This is a genomic window from [Actinomadura] parvosata subsp. kistnae, assembly GCF_900323885.1.
GTDB lineage: Bacteria > Actinomycetota > Actinomycetes > Streptosporangiales > Streptosporangiaceae > Nonomuraea > Nonomuraea composti.
In genome coordinates, this window is record NZ_OOHJ01000022.1 from 303,864 (window position 1) to 330,702 (window position 26,839).

At 72.5% G+C, this 26,839-nt stretch carries 25 protein-coding genes and 2 pseudogenes; 7 read left to right on the forward strand and 20 right to left on the reverse strand.

What is annotated here, in order from left to right:
• Positions 1-50: 50 nt before the first annotated feature.
• Positions 51-764, reverse strand: coding sequence for a DUF3105 domain-containing protein (locus KIS93_RS44205; RefSeq protein ID WP_080041296.1), 714 nt, complete (start codon positions 762-764; stop codon positions 51-53).
• A 145-nt stretch (positions 765-909) separates the two neighbouring features.
• Between KIS93_RS44205 and KIS93_RS44210 the strand changes: the two genes are divergently transcribed.
• Entirely contained in the window at positions 910-1,545 is a 636-nt protein-coding gene (locus KIS93_RS44210) for a DUF305 domain-containing protein (RefSeq protein ID WP_230465427.1), read from the forward strand.
• Complete coding sequence (locus tag KIS93_RS44215; RefSeq protein ID WP_281261998.1) at positions 1,542-2,957, forward strand: phytoene desaturase family protein; 1,416 nt, start codon at positions 1,542-1,544, stop codon at positions 2,955-2,957. The genes KIS93_RS44210 and KIS93_RS44215 overlap by 4 nt, the downstream gene beginning before the upstream one ends.
• 67 nt (positions 2,958-3,024) lie before the next feature.
• Here KIS93_RS44215 and KIS93_RS44220 read toward each other — a convergent pair whose 3' ends face one another.
• The 6 genes from KIS93_RS44220 to KIS93_RS44245 all read right to left on the reverse strand — a co-directional run bounded on the left by KIS93_RS44220 (position 3,025) and on the right by KIS93_RS44245 (position 10,834).
• Positions 3,025-4,077, reverse strand: a complete 1,053-nt coding sequence (locus KIS93_RS44220; RefSeq protein ID WP_080041298.1) for a threonine aldolase family protein — start codon at positions 4,075-4,077, stop codon at positions 3,025-3,027.
• Complete coding sequence (locus KIS93_RS44225; RefSeq protein ID WP_080041299.1) at positions 4,074-4,703, reverse strand: SDR family NAD(P)-dependent oxidoreductase; 630 nt, start codon at positions 4,701-4,703, stop codon at positions 4,074-4,076. Before KIS93_RS44225 ends, KIS93_RS44220 begins: the two co-directional genes overlap by 4 nt.
• Positions 4,700-6,778 carry a DUF6421 family protein gene (locus KIS93_RS44230; protein WP_080041300.1) on the reverse strand — a complete coding sequence of 693 codons (2,079 nt, stop codon included), beginning with the start codon at positions 6,776-6,778 and terminating at the stop codon, positions 4,700-4,702. Before KIS93_RS44230 ends, KIS93_RS44225 begins: the two co-directional genes overlap by 4 nt.
• Before the next feature lie 77 nt (positions 6,779-6,855).
• Positions 6,856-7,512, reverse strand: coding sequence for a response regulator (locus tag KIS93_RS44235; protein ID WP_080041301.1), 657 nt, complete (start codon positions 7,510-7,512; stop codon positions 6,856-6,858).
• A gap of 80 nt (positions 7,513-7,592) precedes the next feature.
• Positions 7,593-9,371: a serine/threonine protein kinase gene (locus KIS93_RS44240; protein ID WP_080041302.1), complete on the reverse strand. Its 1,779-nt coding sequence runs from the start codon at positions 9,369-9,371 to the stop codon at positions 7,593-7,595.
• Positions 9,371-10,834: a zinc ribbon domain-containing protein gene (locus tag KIS93_RS44245; RefSeq protein ID WP_080041303.1), complete on the reverse strand. Its 1,464-nt coding sequence runs from the start codon at positions 10,832-10,834 to the stop codon at positions 9,371-9,373. Before KIS93_RS44245 ends, KIS93_RS44240 begins: the two co-directional genes overlap by 1 nt.
• A 103-nt stretch (positions 10,835-10,937) precedes the next feature.
• On the opposite strand from KIS93_RS44245, the pseudogene KIS93_RS67850 reads away from it, so the two are divergent.
• The 3 genes and pseudogenes from KIS93_RS67850 to KIS93_RS44255 form a co-directional block, all read left to right on the forward strand.
• Positions 10,938-11,903 (forward strand): annotated as a pseudogene (locus KIS93_RS67850) (hydantoinase/oxoprolinase N-terminal domain-containing protein); the annotation flags it as partial.
• Between the two features lie 157 nt (positions 11,904-12,060).
• Positions 12,061-13,482: pseudogene (locus KIS93_RS67855) on the forward strand (hydantoinase/oxoprolinase family protein); the annotation flags it as partial.
• On the forward strand, positions 13,479-15,200 hold the full coding sequence (locus tag KIS93_RS44255) for a hydantoinase B/oxoprolinase family protein (protein ID WP_155128188.1): 1,722 nt from the start codon (positions 13,479-13,481) through the stop codon (positions 15,198-15,200). The pseudogene KIS93_RS67855 and the gene KIS93_RS44255, both read left to right, overlap by 4 nt.
• Here the strand turns inward: KIS93_RS44255 and KIS93_RS44260 are convergent.
• The 11 genes from KIS93_RS44260 to KIS93_RS44310 form a co-directional block, all read right to left on the reverse strand.
• Positions 15,188-15,829 carry an adenosylcobinamide amidohydrolase gene (locus KIS93_RS44260; RefSeq protein WP_080041304.1) on the reverse strand — a complete coding sequence of 214 codons (642 nt, stop codon included), beginning with the start codon at positions 15,827-15,829 and terminating at the stop codon, positions 15,188-15,190. The two genes, KIS93_RS44255 and KIS93_RS44260, sit on opposite strands and share 13 nt — an antisense overlap.
• On the reverse strand, positions 15,826-16,599 hold the full coding sequence (locus KIS93_RS44265; protein WP_080041305.1) for an ABC transporter ATP-binding protein: 774 nt from the start codon (positions 16,597-16,599) through the stop codon (positions 15,826-15,828). The genes KIS93_RS44260 and KIS93_RS44265 overlap by 4 nt, the downstream gene beginning before the upstream one ends.
• Positions 16,600-16,615: 16 nt before the next feature.
• Positions 16,616-17,650, reverse strand: coding sequence for a FecCD family ABC transporter permease (locus tag KIS93_RS44270; protein ID WP_155128191.1), 1,035 nt, complete (start codon positions 17,648-17,650; stop codon positions 16,616-16,618).
• A gap of 1 nt (position 17,651) precedes the next feature.
• Positions 17,652-18,614 (reverse strand): ABC transporter substrate-binding protein, encoded by a 963-nt coding sequence (locus KIS93_RS44275; RefSeq protein WP_080041306.1) that lies wholly within the window; start codon positions 18,612-18,614, stop codon positions 17,652-17,654.
• 199 nt (positions 18,615-18,813) lie between these two features.
• Positions 18,814-19,683: a Gfo/Idh/MocA family protein gene (locus KIS93_RS44280; RefSeq protein WP_080041307.1), complete on the reverse strand. Its 870-nt coding sequence runs from the start codon at positions 19,681-19,683 to the stop codon at positions 18,814-18,816.
• A gap of 9 nt (positions 19,684-19,692) precedes the next feature.
• Positions 19,693-20,496 (reverse strand): SDR family NAD(P)-dependent oxidoreductase, encoded by an 804-nt coding sequence (locus KIS93_RS44285; protein WP_186404785.1) that lies wholly within the window; start codon positions 20,494-20,496, stop codon positions 19,693-19,695.
• Positions 20,493-21,686: a cytochrome P450 gene (locus KIS93_RS44290; RefSeq protein WP_080041309.1), complete on the reverse strand. Its 1,194-nt coding sequence runs from the start codon at positions 21,684-21,686 to the stop codon at positions 20,493-20,495. Before KIS93_RS44290 ends, KIS93_RS44285 begins: the two co-directional genes overlap by 4 nt.
• The gene (locus KIS93_RS44295; protein WP_080041310.1) at positions 21,683-22,642 is read right to left on the reverse strand and encodes a phosphotriesterase family protein; all 960 of its coding nucleotides are present in this window, start codon (positions 22,640-22,642) and stop codon (positions 21,683-21,685) included. Before KIS93_RS44295 ends, KIS93_RS44290 begins: the two co-directional genes overlap by 4 nt.
• Complete coding sequence (locus tag KIS93_RS44300) at positions 22,627-23,394, reverse strand: phytanoyl-CoA dioxygenase family protein (RefSeq protein ID WP_080041311.1); 768 nt, start codon at positions 23,392-23,394, stop codon at positions 22,627-22,629. Before KIS93_RS44300 ends, KIS93_RS44295 begins: the two co-directional genes overlap by 16 nt.
• 57 nt (positions 23,395-23,451) lie before the next feature.
• Entirely contained in the window at positions 23,452-23,820 is a 369-nt protein-coding gene (locus tag KIS93_RS44305) for a fic family toxin-antitoxin system, toxin component (protein WP_155128194.1), read from the reverse strand.
• Complete coding sequence (locus tag KIS93_RS44310; protein WP_080041313.1) at positions 23,817-24,020, reverse strand: hypothetical protein; 204 nt, start codon at positions 24,018-24,020, stop codon at positions 23,817-23,819. Before KIS93_RS44310 ends, KIS93_RS44305 begins: the two co-directional genes overlap by 4 nt.
• Positions 24,021-24,148: 128 nt before the next feature.
• On the opposite strand from KIS93_RS44310, the gene KIS93_RS44315 reads away from it, so the two are divergent.
• Both KIS93_RS44315 and KIS93_RS44320 read left to right on the forward strand, forming a co-directional pair.
• Positions 24,149-25,060, forward strand: coding sequence for a TIGR03621 family F420-dependent LLM class oxidoreductase (locus tag KIS93_RS44315; RefSeq protein ID WP_080041314.1), 912 nt, complete (start codon positions 24,149-24,151; stop codon positions 25,058-25,060).
• A 27-nt stretch (positions 25,061-25,087) separates the two neighbouring features.
• Positions 25,088-25,669, forward strand: a complete 582-nt coding sequence (locus KIS93_RS44320) for a histidine phosphatase family protein (protein ID WP_080041315.1) — start codon at positions 25,088-25,090, stop codon at positions 25,667-25,669.
• 4 nt (positions 25,670-25,673) lie between these two features.
• Here the strand turns inward: KIS93_RS44320 and KIS93_RS44325 are convergent, their stop codons facing one another.
• Both KIS93_RS44325 and KIS93_RS44330 read right to left on the reverse strand, forming a co-directional pair.
• A complete protein-coding gene (locus KIS93_RS44325; protein ID WP_168010325.1) occupies positions 25,674-25,934 on the reverse strand; it encodes a sigma factor in 261 nt (86 codons plus the stop codon).
• Entirely contained in the window at positions 25,934-26,839 is a 906-nt protein-coding gene (locus tag KIS93_RS44330) for a maleylpyruvate isomerase family mycothiol-dependent enzyme (RefSeq protein ID WP_080041317.1), read from the reverse strand. The genes KIS93_RS44325 and KIS93_RS44330 overlap by 1 nt, the downstream gene beginning before the upstream one ends.

A 26,839-nucleotide genomic window follows, 5' to 3' on the forward strand; every position in this document is an offset into this window, starting at 1 on the left:
AGAAACGCGTCAGGGCCCGGCGGGGGCCGGGCCCTGACGCGCTCGTCCGGTTACTGCTGCTGCGACGGGCTGGCCGACGGGGCCAGGGTCTCCATCGGCGTCTGCGGCTGGCCCGTGGGCTCGGGCGGCAGCGGCGCCTGGTCGGCCGTGGTGGTGATCGCGTCGTCACCGCCGCAGGTGGCGCCCGGCTCGGGCGTGTCGGGCCCGTTCTGGTAGCGCTTGATGAACGCCCCGATCTTGGGGTCGGCCGGGTCGGTCAGCTTGAGCTGGTGCCCCCAGGAGGAGATCACGATCGGGGACGGCAGGTTGGGGAACGGGCTCATGAGCATGTAGTCCTGCTGGCCCGTGGAGGAGGCGACCTCCTTCAGCTTGTCGATCTGCGCCTTGGGCAGGTCGGGCCGGTAGGTGATCCAGACCGCGCCGTGCTCCAGCGAGTGCACGGCGTGCTCGTTGTGGATCGGCTTGTCGTAGATCGCGCACTGCTGCCAGTAGTTGTTGTGCTCACCGCCCACCGGCGGCGTCTCCTTGTACGAGACGCTCTTCCACACGTGCTGGCCGGCCTCGTACTTCACGCTGGTCACGGCGTCCAGCGAGGTCTGCCTGGCCTGGTTGACCAGGTAGAAGCCGACCACGCCGACGAGCACCACGATGATGAGCCCGCCCGTGCCCCACATCAGCAGTGCGGCGCGGCGTTGTTTGCGCTTCTGCTCGGCCCGCAACTTCTGCAGGTGCTCGCGCCTCGCCTGCGCCTTCTCCTTCGTCATCGCTCCTCCATCGGCGTACCAACTCCGGGTCACCCTATGCCCTCCGGGCGTATGCGGAGAATAAGAGCGGCATAAGGGTCCGATCACGGCCCCGCTCACCTATGGGCCCGCAGGTGGGTACGCTGGAGCGGCCATGGAAAAGCCGGTGAGGAAACCCGTTCTGATCGTCTGCGGCGTGCTGGTGCTCGCCGTGGCCGCGTTCCTGCTGTTCGGCCGCGACGGCACGCCCGGCGACGCCTCGCCCGAGGCCGGGTTCGCCCGCGACATGGCCGCGCATCACGCGCAGGCCGTCGACATGGCGTTCATCATCAGGGACAAGGGCCCCGCCAGGGAGATCAGGAACCTGGCCTTCGACATCATCAACACCCAGGCCAACCAGCGCGGCATGTTCCTGGGCTGGTTGCAGCAGTGGCAGCTGAGCCAGGCGACCGACCAGCGGCCGATGGCCTGGATGAGCGGCCACGGGCACGGCGCCGCCGCCCCGTCCGCGACGCCCGGCGCTTCGGGGTCCATGCCGGGCATGGCCTCTCCCGACGAGCTGACCAAGCTGAAACAGGCGCAGGGCACGCAGGCCGAGGTGCTGTTCCTGCAGCTCATGATCCGCCACCATGAAGGCGGCGTGCAGATGGCCGAGGGGCTGCTGAAGCTGTCCACGCGCAGCGAGGTGGTCAGCATGGCGCAGAAGATCGTCGACGGGCAGAGCGGGGAGATCAAGCTCATGACGGAGCTGCTCAAGCAGCGCGGGGCGCAGCCCTACCCGTCCATCCTGAAGAGCCAGTGACGGTGGGCGCCGACGCGGTCGTCGTGGGCTCCGGGCCGAACGGCCTGATGGCGGCGGTCCTGCTGGCCCGCGCCGGGCGCGAGGTGCTGCTGCTGGAGGCGGCCGAGCGGTTCGGCGGCGGGCTGCGGTCCGGCGAGGTGACGCTGCCGGGGCAAGTGCACGACCTGGGCGCGACCGTGATGGCGATGGCGCTGGCCTCTCCCGCCTTCCGCGAGCTGGGCCCGCTCAAGGGCGTCGAGTTCGCCCACGCTCCCGTGGCCGCCGCGCATCCGCTCGACGGGCGGCCGGCCGTGCTCGTGCACCGCGACGTGCGGCGCACCGCCGCCGGGCTGGGCCGCGACCGGGGCGCGTGGCTCGGCACGGTGGGGGCGGCGGTGCGGGCCGGGTTGCCGCTGGTCGACCTGCTGCTCAAGCCGCTGGGGCCGTGGCCGGCCCGGCCTCGCGTGTTCGCGCAGGCGGCCAGGTTCGCGGCGGCGGCGGCGCTGCCCGCCACCACGTTCGCCCGCGCCGCCTTCCGCACCGCCGAGGCGCGGGCGCTGCTCGCCGGCATGTCCGCCCACTCCATGCTCGACCTGCGCGCCCCCGTCTCGGCCGGCTACGGGCTGGTGTTGTCGACGCTGGCCCACCTGGTGGGCTGGCCGGTCGTGCGGGGCGGCTCGCAGGTGCTGGCCGACGCGCTCGTGGCCGAGCTCAGGTCGCTGGGCGGCGAGGCGGTGGCCGGGCACCGGGTGCGGCGGCTGGCCGGGCTCGACGCGCCGATCGTCGTGCTCGACGTGACGCCCCGGCAGCTGCTCGCGATGGCCGACCTGCCGGCCGGCTACCGGCGGCGGCTGGAGCGCTACCGCTACGGGCCCGGCGTGTTCAAGATGGACTGGGCGCTCGACGGCCCCGTGCCGTGGCGCGATCCCGCCGTGGCCTCGGCGGGCACCGTGCACCTGGGCGGCACGCTGGAGGAGATCGCGCTCAGCGAGGCCGAGACGACGGCCGGGCGGGTCTCGCCCCGGCCGTACGTGCTGCTCGTCCAGCCGTACGCGGCCGACCCGACGCGCGGCGGGCACACGCTGTACGCCTACTGCCACGTCCCCCACGGCTGTGGCGCCGACCTGACCGACGCCATCGAGACCCAGATCGAGCGGTACGCCCCGGGCTTCCGCGACCGGGTGCTGGCCAGGCACGCCATGGGTCCGGCGGCGCTGGAGGCGGACAACCCCAACCTGGTGGGCGGCGACCTCGGCGGCGGGCTGACCAGCCTGACGCAGTTCCTGCGCCGCCCCGTCTGGTCGCCCGCCCCGTGGCGCACGCCGCTGCCGGGGGTGTTCCTCTGCTCGTCCTCGACGCCGCCGGGGCCGAGCGTGCACGGCATGGGCGGCTGGCAGGCCGCCCGCCTGGCGCTGCGCCACCCCGTCCGTTAGCGGGCGCCCTGCCACCCCGTCCGTTAGCAGGCCGCCCGCCTGACCCTGCGCCCCCTGCCGTCGATCGTCAGCGGCGGGTGTCGGCCATCTCCTCGGCGAGGGCGGCCGCGAACGCGTCCACGTCCTCCTCCGTCGTGTCGAACGCGCACATCCACCGCACCTCCCCGTCCGTCCAGTCGTAGAACCTGAACCGCTTGCGCAGCCGCGCGGCCACGTCCTCGGGCAGCACCGCGAACACGGCGTTGGCCTCGACCGTCCTGGCCACCCGCACGCCCGGGATGCGCCCGACCGCCTCGGCCAGCCGCCGCGCCATCTCGTTGGCCCGGCGGGCGTTGCGCAGCCACAGGTCGCCCGCGAGCAGCGCCTCGAACTGCGCCGAGACGAACCGCATCTTCGACGACAGCTGCATGAACGTCTTGCGCAGGTACTCGACGCCGGTGGCGGCGTCGGGGTTGAGCACGACGACGGCCTCGCCGTACATGAGGCCGATCTTCGTCCCGCCGAAGGAGAGGACGTCCACGCCGGCGTCGGTGGTCAGCGCCCGCATGGGGACGTCGAGCGCGGCGGCGGCGTTGGTCAGCCGGGAGCCGTCGAGGTGCACGAGCAGGCCCAGGTCGTGGGCGTGCGCGCAGATCGCGGCGATCTCCTCGGCGGTGTAGACGGTGCCGAGCTCGGTGGTGTTGGAGATCGAGACCACCTTCGGCTGGGCGCGGTGCACGTCGCCGAAGCCCCACGCCTGCCGGTCGATCAGCTCGGGGGTGAGCTTGCCGTCGGGCGTCGGGACGGTGAGCAGCTTGATGCCGCCCGCCACCTCGGGGGCGCCGCCCTCGTCGGTGTTGATGTGGGCGCTCTCGGCGCAGATGACCGCCTCCCACTGCGCGGTCATGGAGCGCAGGGAGACGACGTTGGCGGCGGTGCCGTTGAACACCGGCCACGCCCGCGCCTGCTCGCCGAAGTGCCGCTGGAAGACCTCCTGCATGGCCTCGGTGTAGACGTCGTCGCCGTAGGCGGTCTGGTGGCCGCCGTTGGCCGAGACGATGGCCTGGAGGATCTCGGGGTGCACCCCGGCGTAGTTGTCGCTGGCGAACGCCTTGAGCCGGGGGTCGTGCCGGGGGTTCAAGAAGTGAGGTCCAATCGTGTGCCGTTGATCTGCTCGGCGGGCCGGTCGTAGAGGCCGCCGATGGCCGCCGCCAGGTCGTTGACGTCGGTGAAGCCGGGGAAGCGGCGGTGCGGCTCGGCGGCCCGCATCGCGTCGTTGACCAGGGCCTTGACGACGAGGATGGTCGCCGCGCTGGAGGTGCCCTTGAGCGCGTCGGCCAGGGAGAGCGTCCACGCCTCCGCCGCCGCCTTGGCCGCCGCGTAGACGGCGCCGCCGGCGCTCGGCTGCTGTGCCGCCTGGGCGGAGACGATCACGAAGCGGCCGTTGTCGCTGCGGCGCAGCAGCGGCTCGAAGGCCAGCGAGACGTGCTGGAGGGTGCGGATCAGCAGGTCGTGCAGGACGTCCCAGTCGTCGAGGCTGGTCTCGGCGAACGAGGCGCCGCCGCGCCAGCCGCCCACCAGGTGCACCACGCCGTCCACGCGGCCGTGCTCGCGCTCGACGCGGTCGGCCAGGTCTTGGACGGCGGCGCGGTCGAGCAGGTCCACGTCCTGCTTGTCCACGCCGATCACCGTGTGACCCAGTTTCCGGAAATATCCGGACACGGCCTCACCGGTAGGCCCGCCGGCCCCGGTCACCAAAATGATCATGCTCGGAGTCCCTTAGTCGATTCGACCACGTCCGTCAGCTTACGGCGCAGTGCCTCGTAGAACATGCTGAGCGGGAACTCGTCCGGCAGCACCGCGTCCACCTTGGCCTTCTGCTCCTCCGGCAGCGCCGCCACGCCCTTGGCCCAGGTCGAGGCCGGGTGCGCGGCCACGTACGCGCTCACCAGCTCGTACGCGGCCAGCCAGTGCGCCAGCTTGGAGCGGTCGATGCTGTCGCGGTACAGCTTCTCGACCTCCCCGCGCAGGTCGGCCACCCCGTCCGCGACCCGCTCCCAGTCGATCGAGAGCCGGTTGTCGGTCCAGCGCACGATGTCGTTGCGGTGCAGGTAGGCGAACAGGAGCTGGCCGCCCAGCCCGTCGTAGTTGCGCACCCGCTCCCCCGTCACGGGGAACCGGAAGAGCCGGTCGAACAGGATCGCGAGCTGGACGTAGCGGGCGTACGGCACCCCGCGCCGCTCCAGCTCGACGGCCTCGCCGAACGCGGTCAGGTCGCAGCGCAGCTCCTCCAGCGCGTACAGCCAGTACGGCATCCGCTGCTTGATCATGAACGGGTCGAACGGCAGGTCGCCGTGGCTGTGCGTGCGGTCGTGCACCAGGTCCCACAGCACGAACGTGTCCTGCGCCAGCCGCTGCGAGGCCAGCAGCCGCTCGGCGTCCGGCGGCAGGTCCAGCCGCAGCGTCTCGACGGCGGCGCCGGCCACCCGCCGGAACCTGGCGGCCTCGCGGTCGGCGAAGATCCCGCCCCAGGTGAACCGCGCCGGCGCCTGCCGCACCGCCACCGTCTCCGGGAAGAGCACGGCCGAGTGGGTGTCGTAGCCGGAGGTGAAGTCCTCGAACGCGATCGGCACGAACATCGGGTTGTCGTAGCCGCCCGCCTCCAGCTCGGCCAGCCAGGCGGGCCAGATGGTGCGGATCCAGACGGCTTCGAGGTTGCGGGACGGGTTGCCGTTCTGGGTGTACATGGGGAACACCACGACGTGCTCCAGGCCGTCGACGCGCTGGGTGTCGGGGTGGAAGAGGTCGAGCGAGTCGAGGAAGTCGGGCACGCCGAGGTCCTGCTCCGCCCACTTGGTCAGGTCCGCCTGGACGGCCTGGAGGTAGGCGGCATCGTGGGGGAAATATGGCGATATTTCGCCCACCCTGTCGGCGATCTCCGCCACCAGCTCCTTGGCCCGGCCCTTCGACTCCGCCGGCACCGAGCCGTCCTTGACCTGGAGCGGCCGCAACTCCTCGACAGCCGCCTTCAGGCGGGCGAACAGCGCCGCCTTGCCGTCACTGTCCACGGCTTCGCGGGCCGCGCCCGTGCGGTCGTCGTCGCCGGGGAGCCTGGCGGCCCAGGTGACGACGTTGCGCCAGAGGGCGCGGTGGTCGTGGTCCTCGATGGAGTCGTCGCCGAACAGGTCGGAGTCGGCGAACACGACGACCCGCCCCCGCCCGTGCCGCAACGCGACGGCCAGCGGCTCGCCGGCCGGGTCGGCGTCGGCAGAGGTGGCGAAGAGCACGTCCGCCCCGTCGGCGACGAGCGTGCCCGCGCGGTAGAAGCAGGCCGTGCGCACCCCGGCCAGCAGCCCGGAGCCGCTGGAACGTTCCCCCAGCACCCAGGTCGCCACGCCCTGGTGCGCGTGACGCGGGTCGCGCACGGTGGTGTGCCGGACGTCCACCCCGAACCGCGCGAGCAGCTCGCGCAGGTTGTTGCCGTACTTGTCCTGCTCCTCCTCGGCCAGCACGACCAGGCCGCCGCCGCCCGCCACGAACGCCTCGACGGCGTCCAGCTCGGCGGCGGTGAAGACGGGGCTGCCCTGCCCGGTGGTGCGCTCCCACCGCTCGTCGGAGGGGTGCGCGATCACGAGGACGTCCTGCTCGGCCAGCGTCTCGGGGCCGAGCGGGCCGGCCGTGTGGGCGGTGACCGTGTGCCCCAGGTGCCGCAGCAGCCCGGCCGCGCGGGCGTAGCTGGTGTCGTCGGGATGGGCGGGGTTGACGGACTCGGCCAGCTCGCGCCGGATGGTCCACGACTCGTTGTGAGCCTCGTCGAACAGGACCCGGGGGAACGATCGCATGAAATTTCTCCTGCATCTGCCGCCTTACGCAGGAAAATATACACACATACCCGGCCTGCCCCGCTAGTCCCTCCCGGCTAGGCCGCCCCAGGGCGGACGACACCCGTCTCGTACGCGAACACGACGGCCTGCGCCCGATCGCGCAGCGACAGCTTCATCAGCACCCGCGCCACGTGCGTCTTGACCGTGGCCTCCCCCACGAACAGGTCCCTGGCGATCTCCGCGTTGGTCAGGCCGCGCGCCAGCAGCCGCAGCACCTCCAGCTCGCGCGGCGTCAGCTCGGCCAGCGCCGGCGACGGCACCGGCTCGGCGCGGCCCGCGAACGTGGCGATCACCCGGCTCGTCACGGCCGGGTCGAGCAGCGCGTCACCGGCGTGCACCACCCTGATCGCCTCCAGCAGCTGCTCCGGCGGCGACACCTTCAGCAGGAACCCGCTGGTGCCGGCGCGCAGCGCGGCGTAGAGGTTCTCGTCGGTGTCGAACGTGGTCAGCGTGATGACCTTCGGCGGCGCCGGGGTGTCGAGCAGCTCCCTGGCCGCGGCCAGCCCGTCGAGCCGGGGCATCGAGATGTCCATGAGGACGATGTCCGGCCGGGCGCGCCTGGCCACGGCGACGGCCTCGCGCCCGTCGGCCGCCTCCCCGACGACTTCCATGCCGGGGTCGCTCTCGACGACCATGCGCAGCCCGGCCCTGACCATCGCCTGATCGTCGGCGATGACTATGCGAATGCCCACACGCGGAGGTTAGACGCCAGGTGGCGCACTTGAACACCGCGCGAACGGCCTCGCCAAGCCGTACGCAAGTGAGTTCCAAGTCAGGACAGGCGCACGCTCTGCCTGATCCTCGTCTGGGTGGCGTCGTCGCAGGTGGTCTTGCCGCAGAAGTACATGATCAGCATGCTCTTGGGCTTGCGGTCGATGACGTAGCTGACGAAGGCGAGCCGGGCGCCGCTCGCCGGGTCGTGCAGGGAGCCGTCGAAGCGGGTGGCGGGGCTGCTGCCCGCCTGGTCCTGCACGGGCTTGTCGAGATCGACCTGGCCGGGGAGCAGGGCCTCCATCTTCGGTTTCATCATCTCCGCCGTGCCGCCGGCGTCGAGAGTGTCGGAGACCTGGACGTACACGCCGGCGACGCCCTCGGGGTCGCTGTTGACGATCTCCTTGACCTTGGACCAGTCGGCGCCGGGGCCGGAGACGAACAGGTCCTCGAACTCGGGGGCGTACGAGGACGCCACGGCGAACAGGTCCTGGTGGGTGCGCACCGTCCAGTCGCCCGGATAGTCGAAGGTGAGCGGGGCGGCGGTGCTGGTCTTGTAGGTCGCCCAGGTGTCGGCGCGGTTGCCGAGCACCACGAACGCCACCAGCGCGAGCGCGGCGACGGCGGCCACCAGCGTGGCGGCGACGATCGGGATCCGGCCGGGCCGCCTCGTCTTGGCGGCGCCGCCCGACTCCCGCGTGGCCTGCCCCGCCACCCCTGGGGCCTGGGTGAACGAGGCCGCGAGCTGCGGCGCACCGCCCGGCACGGCTCCGGGCACGGAGCGCGGGCCCGAGCCCGATCCTGCCCCGGGAAGGGAGTGCGGGCCCGAACCTGGGCCCGGCCCCGGGGCGGCGTGGGCGCCCCGCCGCTGCACGGGATACGGCCCGGAGTGCGGGCTCTGCCCAGGAGGCGGCACGAGGGGCCCCGTGCCGGGACCGGAGCCGAGGCCGCCGAACCGGTCGGCGAACGGGTCGGCGAAGGGATCGTGCTGGTTGTACTGGCGCCCGCTGATCGCATCGCGCAGCGCGGTCACGAACTCGGTGCAGGTCGCGTACCGCTGCTCGGGCGACTTGGCCAGCGCACGCATGATCACGCCGTCCACCTGCGCCGGCAGCTCGGGACGCAGCTGCGACAGCGGCGCCGGCTGCTCGGCCAGGTGCGCCCAGAGCAGCGCGATGTCGTTCTCGCGCTGGAACGGCAGCCGCCCCGACAGCGCCTCGTAGACCACGCAGGCCAGCGCGTACTGGTCGCAGCGGCCGTCGATGTGCTCCTTGTTGATCTGCTCGGGCGACATGTACCGGGGCGTGCCGATGAACTGGTCCGTCTGCGTCAGCCCGGAGATCGACGAGCGGTGCTTGGTGATGCCGAAGTCGGTCAGGTAGACGTGGTCGCCGGCGAGCAGGATGTTGGCCGGTTTGACGTCGCGGTGGATCAGGTCGTGGGCGTGGGCGGCGTCGAGCGCGGCGGCCACCTGCGCGAAGATCTGGTTCGCCTGGCCGATGGGCAGCGGCCCGCGGTCGTAGATGAGGCGGCGCAGGTCGAGGCCGTCCACGTACCGCATGGCGATGTAGAGGACGCCGTCGACGTCGGCGTTCGCCTCGTAGATGGGGATGATGTTGGGGTGCTCGATGCTGGCGACCGTCCTGGACTCCAGGATGAACCGCTGCCTGAACCTGTCGTCGACACTGAGCACCGGGTTGAGGATCTTCAGCGCCACCCGGCGGCTCAACCTCGGGTCGAGAGCCAGGTAGACGACGGCCATGCCGCCCTTGCCGACGATGTCCTCGATGTAGTACCCGGCCACCTCCTGGCCGATGAGCGATCTTTCGTTCAATGGCATCACGTCTCGATGGGGTGGCCGCAGTAGCCGCAGAAGCGGTGCGCCGGTCCGAGCCTCATACCGCACGAGGTGCAGTACTTGATCGCCGGGTCCGGCGCGGTCATCACCTGCTGCTGCTGCGGGACCACTTGGAACGACTGGGACCGCCGCACGACCACGGTCTGGTTGGCACCGTCGTCGAGCGGTGGACCGGCCGCCAGCGGCTGTGGCAGTTCTGTCTGTCTTTCAGGAGTGCGGCGGCGCCACAGCAGATACGCGCCACCCCCGGCGGCGATGAAGAGAATCGCCGCCGCCGCGATGTACGGCCACAGCGGCGTGGACTTCCCCGACTCTCCCGACACCTTCTTGGTGCCCTGGTCCTCCGGGCCGCCCCGCTTGGCCAGCGAGGTCTTCAGCAGCGTCGCGGCCACCACGTTGCCCGGGTAGAGCTCCAGCACGCGCTGGAATCCCGGCGCGGCCTCGGTGTAGTACTGCGTGTGGTAGCGGGTCAGGGCCGCCTCGAAGGCGGTGTCGATCGCGCCCCTGCGCGGCACGACCTTGGCGGCCGCGAGGACGGCGGTGACCTCCTTGACCCCGATCATCCTGCCGTCCTTGCCGCCGCCGACGAGCAGGCCGATGACGTGGCCGTCCTTGTCGCCGATGACCGGCGCGCCGACGAGGCCCTTGTCGGCCAGGCCGCCCAGCTTGACCGGCTCGTCCGTCTTCTTCTCGGGGTCGGCGAACGGCCTGCCCGCGCCGCCCGCCACGCCGCCCTTGCCCAGGTGGGCGATCTCGACGGTCTCCTTCACGTTCGGGCCGGGCCGGCCGAGGAAGCCTGCCACGTTCGTGGGCGCCCCCTCCTGCTCGGGCACCTTGTCGGCCAGCGGCGCGGTCGGCATGCCGACCGCGCCGGTGGCGGGGGTCAGCGGCACCAGCACGGCCGGGCTGTCGGGGTCGGGGCCGGCCTTGATGCACTTGACCTTGTAGCCGTCGGGGCTGGCCGGTGAGACGTTGGGGAAGGCGGTGATCTCGGTGGTGACGCTGACGATGCAGGTCGCGGTGTCGCTGCCGACGTCGTAGCACTCCTGGAGGTGGTGGTCGAGCAGGTCGTCGGAGACGTGGTGCTTGGCGTAGTCGCCGGGGATCTTCACCTTGTGGTGCTCGGCGAAGATCTTGTTGGCGGCGTAGACGGCGACGTTGTTGGGGTTCACCGCCAGGCGCCGCAGTGCCACGATCGTGCCGTCGGGGTTGATGACCGTGCCGGTGCCCACCGCGAACGGCAGGGTGTAGGAACGGTCCACGTGTTTCAGCTCGCCGATGTGATCGAGCAGGGTGATCTTCACGTGGGACACGGCTTCCAGCCGCACCACGGCCGGTGTCACCAGGTCGGTGATCCCGCTCGGATGCTCGTGGGCCGCGACCGGCGTCGCGATGAGCACCAGTGCCACCGCGGCGCCACCGGCAAGAGCTGTGAGGCGCGCCATCTCCGCTCCAAACACTGGAATAGGACCAGGTTCCCAATCACCTGGCGTAAGTCAATAGACCGCCGCATAGACAAGCGCTTGCTCGGGGACATAACGTACCGGGATGGGTTACGCGATCGGCGTCGATGTCGGCGGCACCTTCACCGACGTGGTCCTGAAAGACACGTCCGGCGCGATATCCGTGGCCAAATGTCTGAGCACCCACTACGACCCCATCGCCGGCATACTCACCGGCGTTACACGCGTCCTCGCCGGGCGTGACCCCGCCCAGGTCACGCGGGTGGTGCACGCGACCACTCTGGCCACCAACGCCGTCCTCGAACGCAAGGGCGTCCGCGTCGCCTTCGTCACCACCCAGGGCTTCCGCGCCGCCGTCCCGCTCGGCCGCTACGCCCGCGTCGAGGAAGACCGCTACGACCTGCGCTTCACCCCGCCCCCACCCCCGGTCGCGCCCGGCGACTGCTTCGAAGTGGTCGAGCGCGTCTCCGCCCGCGGCGCCGTCCTCACCCCCCTCGACCCCGATTCCGTACGCCGCGCCGCCGCCGCCATCACCGCCCGCGGGATCGAGTCGGCCGCCGTGTGCCTGCTGCACGCCTACGCGAACCCCGCCCACGAACGCCGCGTCGCCGAGATCCTGCGCGAGACCGTCCCCGCCGTCGTCACCTCCTCCGAGACCTGGCCAGAATTACGCGAGTACGAGCGGGCCACCACCACCATCATGTCCGCCTACATCGGCCCGCTCATGGCCTCCTACCTGTCCCGGCTGCGGGAACGGCTCGCCGGGATCGGGATCCGCGCGCCCGTCCACGTCATGGAGTCCAGCGGCGGGGTCATCTCCGCCGAACTCGCCGCCCGCCGCGCCGTCGCCACCATCGAGTCGGGCCCCGCCGCCGGAGTGCTCGCCGCGGCCGGGGCCGGATTCGCCGACGCGATCTCGTTCGACATGGGCGGGACCACCGCCAAGACGTGCGTCGTGCGCGGCGGGCGGCCCGAGATCACGCACGAGTTCCACGTCGGCGGCAAGGGCAGCTTCGGCGGGCGGCGCGCCGGCACCGGCGTGCCCATCAAGACCCCCGCCATCGACCTCGCCGAAGTCGGGGCCGGCGGCGGCAGCGTGGCCTGGCTCGACCCGCCGGCGCCCTGCGCGTCGGCCCCCGCTCCGCCGGCTCCTCCCCCGGCCCGCCTGCTACGGCCTCGGCGGCTCCGAACCCACCGTCACCGACGCCAACCTCGTCCTCGGCTACCTCTCCTCCGCCTCCATCCCCCTCTCGCCCGCACTCGCGGACAAGGCTCTGGACCGGCTCGCCTCACCGCTCGGCGTCACCCGCGAGCAGGCCGCGTACGCCGTGCACGAGATCGTCAGCGCCTCCATGGCGTCGGCGGTCCACGTCGTCACCGTGCAACGCGGCATCGACCCCCGCGGCTTCGCCCTCGTCGCCTCCGGCGGCGCCGGCCCCATGCACGCCGCCCGCATCGCCGCCCGCTTCGGCATCACCACCGTCGTGGTCCCCGCCCACTGCGGCGTCGCCTCCGCCGCCGGCCTCCTGTCCGGCGACCTGTCCACCGACCGCGTCCAGTCCCACCTCGACGCCCCCGACCCCGCCGCCCTGCTCACCACCCTCGCCGAAGCCGCCGCCACCGACCTCGCCGTCCCCCTCGGAACCCCCGGGGTGCGGGTCCACCGCTCGGTGGACGTCCGCTTCAAAGGCCAGTCCCACGACCTGACCGTGGACTGGTCCGACGACCGGGCCGAACTGGAGTCGCGCTTCTACCGCCGGTACGCGGAGGTGTACGGGATCACGCAACGCGGCGAGATCGAACTGGTCAGCTACCGCGTCCGCGTCTCCGTCCCCGCAGACCCCCTGGCGAACACGCCGGTGGCCGCCGCGTTCGAGCGCACCACGCCCGACACCAGCACCCGCGAGGGCCACGCGCCAGAAAGCACCACGCACAGCGGCAACGCGCCCGGAGGTAACGCGCCTGCCCCCGCCCCCGCGCACCAACCCAGCGCCGGTACGGCGAGCGCCCAAACGGAGGAGCCCGGCGCAACGCGCACGGCGAGCACCAGCAGCGCCCGCGGAGGCAAGGCGCCCACCGGCACCAGCGGCAGCGCACCCACCGGCAGCGCCCGCGTGGGCCACGCGGCGGGAAGTAGCGCGGGCGAGGGCAGCACGCCGGGAAGCAGCGCCAGCGAGGACAGCGCGCCCAGCGGGAGCACGTGCGGGGGCAGCACGCCGGGAGGCAGCGCGCCCGGAGGCAGCGCGCCGGGAGGCAGCGCGCCTGCCCCCGCCCCCGCGCACCAACCCGGCGCCGGTGCGGCGAGCACCCGAACGGAGGAGCCCGGCGCAACGTGCACGGCGGGCACCGGCGCCCGTACGGCGGGCATCGGCACCCCAACGGCGAAACCAGGCATGACCAGCGCCACCCCCACCACCAGCACCACCACCAGGAGGGCGTACTTCCCCGAGTGTGGGGGCTACGCCGACGTGCCGGTCCACACCAGGCGAACCCTGGCCGCAGAGCCCGACGCCACCGTCGAAGGCCCCGCCGTGATCGAGGACCCCGAGTCGACGATCGTCGTCCTGCCCGGCTGGACGGCCACTCTCACGCCCGCCCAAGCCGTCCACCTCGTCAGGAGGAGCCGATGACCGCCGATGCGCTCACCGCCGAGGTGCTGAGGAACGCGCTCGTGGTGGCCGCCGAGGAGGCCAGTATCGTGGTGGTCCGCTCGGCGTATTCGACGTTCATCGTCGAGGGCTCCGACGCCTCGGCGGCGATCCTGGACGCCCGGGGCCGCCTGATCGCCCATTCGATGGCCACGACGCTGATGAACAGCATGGCGCTCAAGGTCGCCCTCCCCGAGCTCCTCAAGGACGTCCCGCCGCGAACGATGCGCCCGGGCGAGGTGTACGTGCTGAACGACGCCTACCGGGGCGGCGTGCACACGAACGACCTGCTCGTCTACCGCCCCGTCTTCGTCGGGGACGATCCGGCGTACTTCACCGCCACCATGATCCACGTCTCGGACCTGGGCGGTCTGTCGGCGGGCGGGATGGCGCCGCTGGCCACGGACATCTTCCTGGAGGGCCTGCAGCTGCCGCCGGTCCGCCTGGTGACGGCCGAGGGTGTCGTGGAGCCGGCGATCGAGGCGATTCTGCGGGCGAACAGCCGCACCCCGGACAAGGTCATGGGTGACGTACGCGCGCTCGTGGCCGGCACGAAGGTGGCCGCCGCCCGCCTGGAGTCCCTGATCTCGGAGTACGGCGAGCACGGCCTGGCCGAGGGTGTCGACGCCTACCTCGACCACACGGAGGCCAGGACCAGGGCGGCGCTGGCGGAGCTGCCGGAGGGCCGGTTCGAGGCGTCGTACCCGATCGACGACGACGGGATCGACCCGGACCGGCGGCACCACGTCCGGGTGGCCGTGACGCTCGGCGGGCGTACGGCGGCGCTGGACTTCGCCGGCACGGACCCGCAGGTGCCGGCGGCGATCAACGCCTCGGCGTCGCAGTCGCTGGCGGCCGCGGTGTTCGCCGTGCGCTGCTTCCTCGATCCCGCGATCCCGATGAACGACGGCTGCCTGCGCGCCATCGAGGTGCACCTGCCGGAGGGTTCGCTGCTCAACGCCCGTTCCCCGCATCCGTGCGGTGGCCGGTTCGTCCCGATCTACGCCGCTATGGAGGCCGTCTTCCAGGCGCTGTCGGACGCGGTGCCGGAGCGGGCCATCGCGGCCAGCGGGATCCTGCAGCCGTTCTCGATCGCGGCGGTGGGGGCGCCGTACTGGATCCACCTGTCGTACGACTTCGGCGGCGTGGGCGCGCGCCGCGGCCTGGACGGCCCGGACGCGACGGGCGTGCACTTCGGGGTGGGACGGAACTCGGTGCCGCAGGTGGAGCCGGTGGAGAGCCGCTGCCCGCTGATCGTGGAGTCGATCGAGACGATCCCCGACTCGGGCGGCCCCGGCCGGTATCGGGGCGGGCTGGGCTCGCGCACGGTGTACCGCTTCCTGGCGGACTGCCACGTGACGACCCGCGGCGACCGCCTCCGCCTGGCCCCTCCGGGCCGCGAGGGCGGGCTGCCGGGCCGGCTGGGCGGCTTCTACCGGCGGCGGGTGGACGGAACGGTGGAGCGGCTGGCGTCCAAGGTGAACAATGTCCGGTTCGCGGCCGGGGAGGCGTTCATCGTGGAGACGACGGGCGGCGGCGGCCTGGGGCCCCCGTCGGAACGGGACCGGGAGGCGATCCTGGCCGACCTCGACGCGGGACGCGTGTCGGCGCGGGGCGCGGCCGAGGACTACGGAGTCAGCCTCGAATCAGTATCGGGAGTCTCGCCCTTGCCTACAGCGTACTTCCCTCACTTCGAGTGACGAGGCCGCCACGCCTCGGCTCCCCGCCGCACGGCCGCGTGCACCGCCCGTGCCACCCGGGCCCCCCATTCCGACCGCGGCCCGCCGAACATCTCTTCCTCGCCCGCGACGGGCGCCGCCACGCACACCGCGTCGGACGCCGTGCCCGTGCCGGCGAAGCCCGTTTCGACGAGGGCCTGGGTCTTGGCCTCGGTGACCGTCATCACGGTGTTGACGAGCGCCGCGTCCGTCATGGCCACGGGCAGCACGACCACGATGTTGATGGTGCCGACCCGGATCGGCGCCAGCTCGGGGTCGGCGTGCCCGTCCGGTGCGGCGGCCCAGGTGGGGACGCGTAAGCCGACGGTGGCGTACGCCTCCACGCCCCCGTCGGCGGCCCGGACGCAGCGGTCCACGGAGGCGGCGGTCATCATCCCGACCCCGGCCCCGCCGGAAGGGCCCAGCGACACCAAATGGTCGACCGGGTCCATCCGCGCGTACCCGGCGACGACCTGGGCGTTCAGCACCCACTCGCGGACGCCGATCCCGCCGCCGAGGATGGCGGAGGAGATCATCCGCCAGCCGGGCCCGAACTCCCAGAGCAACGCCCCGAGCCGGGTTCCGTCCTCCTCGCGGTAGCTGAGCTTCACGGCCCTCCTCGTACCAGGTGCACGACGGGCCGCCCGTCGGGGCCCGGCTCGATCTTGACGTGCGCGTCGAAGTGCCGTCCGACGAGTTCTTCGGTGAGGACGCGGGCGGGCTCGCCGGCGGCGGCGGCCCGGCCGCCGGTCAGGAGCAGGAGGGAGTCGGCGTAGAGGCCGGCGACGGTCAGGTCGTGCAGGGTCGTGACGACGGTGAGGCCGTCGGTGCGGCGCAGCCGGTCCACCAGTTCCAGCACCTGCTGCTGGTGGCCGAGGTCGAGGGCGGTGGTGGGCTCGTCCAGCAGCAGCGCGGGCGCCTCCTGGGCGAGCGCCCGGGCGAGCACGACGCGTTGCCGCTCGCCGCCGGACAGCTCGCCGACGCGGCGGCCGGCCAGCGCGGTCAGGTCGAGCCGCTCCAGGACGGAGCCGGTCACCTCGCGGTCGTGGCGGCTCTCGCGGCCGAGGTAGGGGATGTACGGGGTGCGTCCCAGCAGCGCGTAGTCGAAGACCGTCATGTCGGGCGGCAGGGCGGGCGTCTGCGGCGCGTACGCCAGCAGCCTGGCCCGCTGGCGCGGCTTGAGCTCGCGGGACGGGCGGGAGCCGAGCAGGATCTCGCCCCGGTGGGCGACCAGCCCCATGAGGGCCTTGAGCAGGGTGGACTTGCCGGCCCCGTTGGGTCCGATGACGCCCACCCACTCGCCCTGCCGCACCTCGAAGCTCACGCCGTCGAGGACGTCCCGCTCCCCGAGCCGTACCGACAGACCGTGTGCGCTGATCACGTGCTCACCTGTCCGGTCATGTGCTCGCCCGTCTGGTCATGCGCAGGACGGCGACGAAGAACGGCGCGCCCACGAACATCGTCACGACGCCGATCGGCAGCTCGGCGGGCGCGATCACGGTGCGGGCCACGAGGTCGGCCAGCACGAGGAACGCGGCGCCGCCGATCAGCGACAGCGGCAGCACGATCCGGTACGAGCCGCCGGCGATGCGCCGCACGACGTGCGGGACCACGATCCCGACGAACCCGATGAGGCCGCTCACGGCGACGGCCGCCGCCGTGGCCAGGGACGCGGCCAGCAGCACCATGAGCCGCACCCGGGCGGCGGGCACCCCGAGGCTGGTGGCCTCCTCGTCGCCGACGGACAGCACGTCCAGCATGCGCCCGTGCAGCAGGAGCAGCACGGCGGAGACGGCGGCGTACGGCAGGACGAGCCAGAACTGGTCCCACCCGCCGCCGACGTCGCCGAGGATCCAGGAGTAGATGCGCTGCAGCTCCTCGACCTTGAACTGCTGGACGAACGTCTGGATCGCGGTCAGGAACGAGGTGACCGCGACCCCGGCCAGCACCAGCGTGGCCGTGCCGCCGGCCCGCCCGGCGGTGTTGCCGAGCGTGTACGCGAGGAACACGCCGCCCACGGCCCCGAGGAAGGCCGCCACGGGGATGCTCCCGGCCACGGACGGCAGCAGCACGATGGCCGCGGTCGCCGCGAGCCCGGCCCCGGCGGCGGCGCCCAGCAGGTACGGGTCGGCGAGCGGGTTGCGGAAGACGCCCTGGTACCCGGCGCCGGCCATGGCGAGCAGCCCGCCGACGACGGCGGCGACGAGCACGCGGGGCAGCCGCAGCTCGTACAGCAGCCCCTGCTCGACGGGCGCGAGCCCGGAGTCGACGTGGACGAGCGGCAGCCAGTCCACGACCTGGAGGACGACCTGCCAGGGCGAGATGTCGGCGGCCCCGCCGAGCAGGGCGGCGATCATGGAGACGGCCAGCACGACCAGCGCGCACACCACCCACAGGGGTCTGGCCCTGGACGGGCCGGCCTGGGTCACCACGTCAGCTCGTGCCCGCCTTGGCGACCGCGGTGCCGATGGCCTCGGCCAGGTCGACGACGCGGGGCCCCCACCGGGAGGCGATGTCGTCGTCGAGCTGGATCACGCGGTCGTTCTTGACGGCGGACAGGTCCTTCCATCCCGGCCGCTTGGCCAGGGTGTCCTTGCTCTGCCGGCAGCACTTGACGTCGGCCAGGAAGATCAGGTCGGGGTCGGCCTGGGCGACGAACTCGGCGGACAGCTTGGGGTAGCCGCCGGCCGCGTCGGGCGCCTTGTCGGCGATGTTGGTCAGGCCGAACAGGCCGTAGATCTGGCCGATGAAGGTCTGGGACGTGGCGGCGTAGGGGGTGGTGTCGAGCTCGTGGTAGTAGGTGAGCTGCTTGCCCTTGGGCGCCTGGGCGGCCAGCTTGCCGATGGCGGCCTTCATGCCGGCGACGACCTCGTCGGCCTTGGCCTTGTTGCCGGTGGCGGCGCCGAGCTCGGCGATCTCCTCGTACGCCTCGTCGAGCTTCTTGGCGGACGGCTGGAACAGGACGGGCACGTTGACCTTGCCCAGCTCGGCCACGACCTTGTCGAGGTCGTCGGAGACGATGACGAGGTCGGGCTTCTTGGCGACGATGGCCTCGACGTTCGGCTTGAAGCCGGACAGGTCGGCCTTGGGGGCCTCGGGCGGGTAGTTCGACTGGTCGTCGACGGCGATGACCTGGGGGCCGGCGCCGATGGCGAACAGCGTCTCGGTGTGGGTGGCCGAGAGCGAGACGATCCGCTCGGGTTTCTTGGCGATGGTGACCTTGCCGTTGGCGGCCTCGACGGTGACGGGGAAGTCGCCGGAGGAGGCGGCGGTCGCGGCGGTGGTGGGAGCAGCGGACGGGGGCGCGGACGTGGTGGTGTCGCCGCCCTGGCCGCATCCGGCCAGGAGGAGCGTTCCCAGCAGCGCGCCCGCGAAGGCCGTGCGTACGGGCCTCACGAGAAGTCCTTTCACACTGTTCGGAACCGAGAGACCCGCGTTGAGGGACGGATCACCCTTTTCCACGAGGGTTGATGACGTCAGCGCGGAGGCAGGCGACCTGGCTATGACAGTTGCGGGACAGCGCCGGACTCGCACCGGACTTCGCTGCGCTCTGCGCATCGGACAAACGTTATCAATGCCCCAGATGCCGCCCGCGTCAAGGGGCGAGTTGAGCCCGCGCCTCGGCGATGATCCGCTGCAGCCGCAGGCCGTGGGCGGCGTCGAGGGGGTGGCCGCCGCCCGCGCGCACCGTCGTGGCGAACTCCTCCGCGATCGTCTCCAGCGGGTCGTCGTCGAAGTGCGGCAGGACGGCACTGCCCGCGCGGCCGTACACGGCGATCGTCTGCGGCGGCGGGTCGCCGGCGGCGGTCATGCACAGGGACACCTCGCTGACGCCGCCGCCCTCGTGCTCCAGCAGCAGGCCCACCCAGCCGAGCGGGTCGCCGTGCGCGCGCACGCCGGTGACCCGGCCGAGCGCGGCGTCCAGCACGTCGATCAGGTGCGGGCCGACGTCGAGGAGCGGGCCGTGCGCGCGCCGCCAGGGGGTGGCGAAGGGGTGGTCGCCGAGGAGCATGCCGGAGATGTTCGCGGCGTGGCCGCCGAACGGCTCGATCTCGGCGCAGCGGGCCAGGAACGCGCGGGTCTGCGGCGCGTACCTCAAGGTCAGGACCATCTGGGACGCCACGCCCGCCTCCGCGACGGCGGCGGCCACCCGCTCGGCCTGCTCCAGGGTCTCGGCCAGCGGCTTCTCCAGCAGCAGCGCCTTCCCGGCCCGGGCCGCGCGCACGGCGTACTCGGCCTGCACGGCGGGCGGCACGCAGAACGCCACCGCCTCGCAGTGCTCGAACAGCTCCTCCACCGTCGCGAACACCGGCGCCCCCAGCTCGGCGGCGGCCTCCGGCCTGCGGGCCCACACCCCCGCGAGCCGCGTGTGCGGCCCCTTCGCCAGCATCGGCACGTGCGCCATCCGCGCCCACGGCCCCGCCCCGATCAGTCCCACCGCCACCGGCTTCTGCAGATCGCTCATCGGTGCAACCTACGGCCGCGAGCGCCACCGCTCAACCGCGTGCTGGGGGCGGTGCGCGAGCGTCCCCGAGTCGATCACGAGGGTCTGGCCCGTCAGGCAGCGCGCCTCGTCCGAGCAGAGGAACGCCACCAGGCTCGCGACGTCGTCCACCGAGCAGGCCCACGGCAGCAGCCGCTCGGCCTGCTTGACGGCGAGCTGGTCGGGGGTCAGGGCGCGCTCGGCGGCCGGGGTCAGGACGAGGGCGGGCGCGACCGCGTTGCAGCGGATCCCGCGCGCGCCGTACATCGTCGCCACGTACCGGGTGAAGCCGAGCAGCGCCGCCTTCGACGCCCCGTACGCGGCGTGCACCGTGTCGCCCGCCAGCGCGGACACCGACGACGTGAGCACCATCGCGCCCCCGTCGGGCATGACGGGCACCGTGTGCTTGACCATGAGCATGGCGCCGCGCAGGTTGACCTCCATGGTGCGGTCCCAGACGGCCACGTCGAGGGTTTCCAGCTCGCGGTCCCGCCCGTACACGCCGTGGTCGAGCACGGCCGCGTTCGAGTGCAGGACGTCCACCCGGCCGAACGAGGTGACCAGCGTCGCCACCGCCTCCTCCACCTGCTTGTCGTCGGAGACGTCGCAGGTCAGCGCCATCGCCGTGCCGCCGCGCGCGCGGATCGACGCGGCGGTGGCCCGCGCGCCGGCCGTACGGAGGTCCAGCACGCCGACGCAGGCGCCCTCGGCGGCGAGGCGGGCCGCGCAGGCCGCGCCGATGCCGGACCCGGCGCCCGTCACGAGCGCCACCTTCCCGTCGAACCGCCCGCTCACCACTCCACCAGCAGCGACGTCAGGCCGCGGCCGACGATCGACCTGCGGTAGGTGATGTCCTGGCCGGGCGCGAGCCGCAGCCCCGGCAGCCGCCGCCCCAGCACCTCCAGTGCGGTACGCAGCTGCAGCCGCCCCAGCGCGGCCCCCACGCAGAAGTGGATGCCGTAGCCGAACACCAGGTGCTCGGCGGCGTTCGGCCGGTCGATCACGAACCTTTCGGGGTCGGGGAAGACGCTCTCGTCGTGCCCGGCCGAGTCGGTGGACAGCAGCACGAGGGCCGCGCGCGGGATCGTCACGCCGTGCAGGGTGACGTCCTCGGCCGCGTACCGGAAGGAGCCCAGCGAGGCCCCGTCGATGCGCATGCACTCCTCGACGGCGTTCGCCACCAGCGCGGGCGGCACCGGCCAGACGCCCTCGCGCAGCAGCCGCAGGACCGCGTTGCCGAGCTGGTTGGGCACGGTGTCGTTGCCTCCGAGCAGGATCGTGGAGATCAGCTCGACGACCTCGCGGTGCGTCAGCTCGGCGCCGATGAGCGAGGTCATCAGGGACGTGAAGTCGTCCTGGGGGTCCTTGGCCCGGGCGGCGACCAGGCGGTCCACGTAGTCGAGGTAGGTCAGGAAGCCGTCGGCCAGCTCCAGCTGCCGCTCCGGCGGCTGCGGCGACAGGAAGAGCTGGAACCAGTCCTTGACCCGGGCCTGCACGAACGCCTCGTCCGCCTCCGGCACGCCGATGAAGCGGGCGGTCAGCTTGATCGACGGCTCGTGGCCGAGGTCGGTGACGAAGTCGGCGTGGCCGCGCGGGGCCACCCGGTCGAGCAGGTCCTCGTTGAGCCGCCGGAAGTCCTGCTCCATGGCGGCCACCGCGCGCGGCGTGAACGCCTTCGACACCGACCGGCGCAGGCGCGTGTGGTCGGGCGGGTCCACGTTCGCCACGAAGCTGGACAGGAACGAGCCGTGCTCGCCGAGCTTGTCCCGCGTGGCGCGGGTCAGGCTGCGCGAGATCGTCAGCGAGCCCCTGGAGGAGAAGCGCCGGGGGTCGCCGTACGCGGCCCGCACGTCGGCGTACCGGGTCAGCACGTACGCGCCCAGGTGCTCGCTCTTGAACACCGGCGCCCGCGCCCGCAGCCCGGCCAGGAACGCGTAGGGGGCGGCGACGTGCCAGGCGGCGCCGACGTCGAAGTCCTCGATCATGGTGCCAGGATCCTCCGCGGGTTGACGACGAGCATCTGGTGGATCTGGTCGTCCGTGACGCCTCTCCGGCGCAGCGCGGGCAGCACGTCGCGGGAGATGTGCAGCAGGTGGTAGTGCGGGTGCCGCTGCCGGACGACGTCGGCGTCGAAACGGTCGTTGAAGCAGTACGAGTCGTGACTTAAGACCATTTTTCCGGCGTGCCCCCGCGCGCAGAGCTCCGCCACGATCGCCACCCGGTCCTCGAACGGGCTGATCGTCTCGATGCCGAACCGGTCCATGCCCAGGTACGACCCGTTCGCGATCAGCTCCTCCAGGTACGCCACGTCCGTCGAGTCGCCCGCGTGCCCGATCACCACCCGCTCCAGGTCCACGCCCAGCGAGGCGAGCAGCTTCTGCTGGTCGAGCCCGCCCCTGGAGGCGCTGTGGGAGTGCGTCGTGATCGGCGCCCCGGTCTCCAGGTGCGCCTGCGCGACCGCCCTGAACACCCGCTCGCACCCCTTCGTCATCCCGAGGTGGTCGGAGGCGCACTTCAGCACGGCCGCCTTGACGCCGGTGCGGCCGATGCCCTCCGTGAGGTCCCGTACGAAGAACTCGGCCAGCCGGTCCGGCCCGCCGAACAACGACCCCGGGCCCCGGTTGCCGAAGTACGGCGGCAGCGCGTCGTAGGTGTAGAGGCCGGTCGCGGCCACGATGTTCACGGAGGTCAGCTCGGCCACCCGCTGCACGGCCGGGACGTACCTGCCCAGGCCCACCACCGTGAGGTCCACGATGGTGTCGATGCCGGCGGCCTTGAGCGCGTCCAGCTTGCCCGCCGCCTCGCGCGCCCGCGCCTCCAGGTCCCAGCCTTCCGGGATGTCCGGCCAGTTCCACAGGATCTCGGGGCTCAGGCCGAAGACGTGCTCGTGCATGAGCGTCGCCCCGAGGTCGGCGACCGGCCCGCTCACGGTTTCAGGCACGGGAACCTCTCGTGCTCGAACGGCCGGTTCACCCGCAGCCCGAGCCCGTCGGTCTGCTTGTACGGCAGGCCCGTGTAGAGGGCGTCGGCGTCGAAGTAGGTGACGGTGAAGGACAGGCGCGGGGTGTCGCGGCGGTTGGCGGGGGCGCCGTGCACGGTCAGGGCGTGGTGCACGGTCGCGTCGCCCGCCTTGAGGTCGAGCGGCGGCGACAGCTCCAGCTCCTTCAGCCAGGGATGCTGGGTGAGCTGGTCGTCACCGGGACGGGTGAAGCTCCGGCCCAGCAGGCCCAGGCGGTGCGAGCCCTCGTAGAAGCGCAGCGACCCCATCTCGGCGGGCACGTCCGACAGGGCCAGCCAGACGGTCAGCATGGCCGAGCGGTCCATCGGCATCCACGGGAAGTCCTGGTGGAACTCGGTGGCGCCGTGCTCGCCCGGCTCCTTGACGAGCAGGTTGGTCACCTGCACGCGCACCGCCCGCACGCCGCGCAGCAGCCGGACGGCGGTGCGGCCCATGGCGGGGCTCATCGTCAGCGCGGCGAACGCCTCGTCACTCGCCGCGATGTCCCTCGACTGCCCGAACGCCTGGTCGACCAGGCTCTCGTGCCGCTTGGAACGCGCGTCGAGATACCCCGCGGCCCGCTCACGCAGCTCCTCAGCGGCTTCGGGCGGGACCATCCGGGCGAGCCGCACCCACCCGTGCTCGTGGAAGAACGCCGCCTCGTCGTCGCTCGCCTGACGCACCGGGATCTCCATGCCCCCAGTCTGGCACCTAAAGCAAGCGCTTGGTAAGCCCCGAACCGCTCCCGCCTCTCAGCGGACCTGCTCCGCCAGCCACGACGCCAGCCGCGCCACCCCGACGTCACCGCGGCGCACTCCTTCCAGGACCTCGACGGCCGTGGCAGGGTCCACCTTCGGCAGCGCGCCCCCGTTCAGGGCGAGAAAGCGCAGGGCCACCAGCCAGGCGAACGGACGGTTACGCTCGCTGAGAGCCTCGACGCGCAGGAGGCTGTGCAGAAGCGCGGCCGCCTTGCCCGCGAGCGACGGGTAGACATCGTCACCGATCACCGTGGCGGCATGCCTGGCCTGCGCCGCCACGAGCGCGCCGTAGTCGAGCACGCCCGGGTCGCCGGGCATCTCCTCGGCGAGGATCAGCATGGCGCGCACATCCATGGGGGTCACAGCCGCTCCCAGCGCTCGAGCCACTCGCCGTCCCGCTCGAGCACCTCCCCGATGAACTGGCGGGCCGCGGCGCGCTCGGCGTCGATATCGCGGCTGATCAGTGACGTGATGTAGTCCTGCACCGTTTGGCTGCGGTCAGCGGCTCGAGCCTTGATCTCCTCGAGCATCTGATCCGGCACTCGGATGTTCAACTGCTTCACCCTTTCATGCTAGCTCCTGCTAGCAACATCAAGAAGAACACGAGGTGCAGCCGCTCCACTCCGAATCGTCGCGGTTTCTGGAGAGCCGCTATGCTCCAAGCAAGCACTTGGTAGAAGCGGAGGCGGGTGTGCGGCGGTTCAGGTTCGGGGCGGTGGTGCGGGAGGCCGGGTCGGGGAAGGAGTGGGCGGAGAAGGCCAGGAGACTGGAAGGGGCCGGGTTCGACGTGCTGCTCGTGCCCGACCACCTCGTCGGGCCCAGGTTCGCGCCCGTCGCGGCGCTCACCGCGGCCGCCTGCGCCACCACCCGGCTGCGGGTCGGCACGCTCGTGTTCGCCAACGACTTCCGGCACCCGGCCGTGCTGGCCAAGGAGGCGGCCACGCTCGACCTGCTGTCCGACGGGCGGCTGGAGGTGGGCGTCGGGACCGGGTGGCTGGCCGGCGACTACGCGGGCGCCGGGCTGGCGCTGGAGCCGCCCGGGGTGCGGGTGGAGCGGCTGCGGGAGGCCCTGGCCGTGCTCAAGGGGCTCTGGGGCGAGGGGCCGTTCCACTACGAGGGGCGGCACTACCGGATCGCGGGGCTGGACCAGCGGCCGAAGCCGCTGCAGAAACCCCGGCCGCCGCTGGTGATCGGGGCGGGCGGGGCCAGGATGCTGCGGCTGGCGGCCGAGGAGGCCGACGTCGTGAACATCGGGACGCGGGTGCGGCCCGACGGCAGCGGCCCCGATCCGCGCGACGCCGGGCCGGAGGCGCTGCTCGGCAAGCTCGCCGCCGTGCGGGAGGCCGCCGGGGAGCGGTACGCGCGGCTCGAACTCGGCACGAGCGTGCTGCAGGTGGGCGAGCGGAAGGCGGAGGAGGCGTGGAGCGCGGCCGACAGCAGCCGACTGGACGCGACGCCGCAGGTGCTCCTCGGTACGCGGCACGACATCGCCGACAAGCTCCGCTACTGGCGGGATGAGCATGATATTTCGTATTTCGTGGTGCACCACGAGCGGGATCTCGCCGCCTTCGAGTCCGTCGTGGAAGACCTGGCCTCAGGGTGAAATCGGGCGTGCCCGATGATGGGACACATGAACGACATGCTGCTTCTCCGGCACGGTGAGACCGAATGGAGCAAGGCGGGCAGACACACCGGCCGTACCGACCTGCCTTTGACGGAGCACGGCGAGGAGCAGGCCAGGGCCCTGGCACCCGTGATCAAGGAGACGTACGAGCTGGTGCTGGTCTCCCCCGCGCAGCGCGCCCGCCGCACGGCGGAGCTGGCCGGACTGACCGGCTACGAGGTGGACGCCGACCTGTGGGAGTGGGACTACGGCGGCTACGAGGGCATCACGACGCCGCAGATCAGGGAGACCAGGCCGGGATGGTACCTGTGGCGTGACGGCGTGATCCCGGGCGACGCCGAGCATCCGGGCGAGAGCGCGGCGCAGGTGGGCGCGCGGGCCGACCGGGTGATCGAGCGGGCCATGGCGGTGGAGGGCCGGGTGGCGCTGGTGGCGCACGGGCACTTCCTGCGCGTGCTGGCCGCCCGCTGGCTGCGCCTGGCGCCCGAGGACGGCAGGCTGCTGAAGCTGGACACGGGCACCTACTCGCGGCTCGGGTTCGAGCACGCCGAGCCGGTGCTGCTCAACTGGAACGCGCCCGTGTGCTAGCGACTCAGACCTTCGTGCGCAGGGCCGACTCGTGCAGGGCCCTGCTCACCAGCCAGCCCCGTAACGAGCCCAGGCTGGGGTCGTAGGACAGCGGCTGCTCCCAGAGCGCGCTGAACACGTGCTGAGTGACCTCCTCCGCGTACGCCTGGCTGCCGGTGACCTTGACGGCGACGCCGTACACGTACGGGCCGTGCTGGTCGTAGGCGTCGGCGAGCGCGTCGAGGTCGCCGGCCGTGAGGCGGGCGCACAGGTCCATGTCGCTCATCAGTCGCATCCCAGCGTCGCGGCGGCACGGACGAGGTCGCGGGCGAGCGCGGGGTCGCCCTCGGCGGCGTACGGGAAGCAGCCGGGCAGCCACCGGTTGGCCAGCAGCCGGCAGAAGTCGACGGCGTCGGCGGAGAGGAGCACGCCGACGTGGTCGGAGGCCGGTGAGAGCGGGATCGTCCAGGAGCCGCCGCCGGGGCCGGTCAGCACGATGGTGACGGAGACGTCGCGGCGCGGCCCTTTCGCGTTCATGGCGCGCGGCAGCAGCGCCAGGCCGAACTCGGCGATCATGCGCACGTGCTCGGGCCGGGGCGCGGCTCTGGAGCGGTCGGTGGCGGCCCTGATGTCGTCGGCGTGTGTCCACGTCTCGAACGTGCGCTGCACCAGGGCCTGGCGCAGCGGCGCGCGGACGGGGACGGGGCTCGGGCCGGCCAGCGTCACCTCCACGTCGAGCAGCACCGCGCTGCCGGCGGAGACGCGTTGCAGCAGGGATCCGGCCTGCTCGCGCCAGCGCCGGTGGACCGGCGCGGCGGGCGCGGCCACCTCCGTGCGGGGCACGCCCATGAACGTGGCCACGGTGGCGTCGTTGGCGGCCAGGTGCTCGACCAGGCCCCTGACCGTGCCGTGCCTGGCGATGGGAGCCTCCCAGTCGGGCGGGCTCAGCTCGCTCAGCAGGTCGTCCATGAGCGCGACCTGCTCGGCGTAGGGGGCGGCGACGGTGGCGACGGGCGTGACGGCCGGGCTGCGGCGCCGCCGCGCCATGGACAGCACGGCCTCGCGCAGCGGCGCGGGCGGCCTGACGGCCGTCTCCGGCTCGTCGAGCAGCGCGATGGCGGCGCTGCAGTCGGGGCACGAGGAGACGTGGTCGTCTGGGCTCTGCCCGTTGTAGAGGTAGGAGTCCGTCAT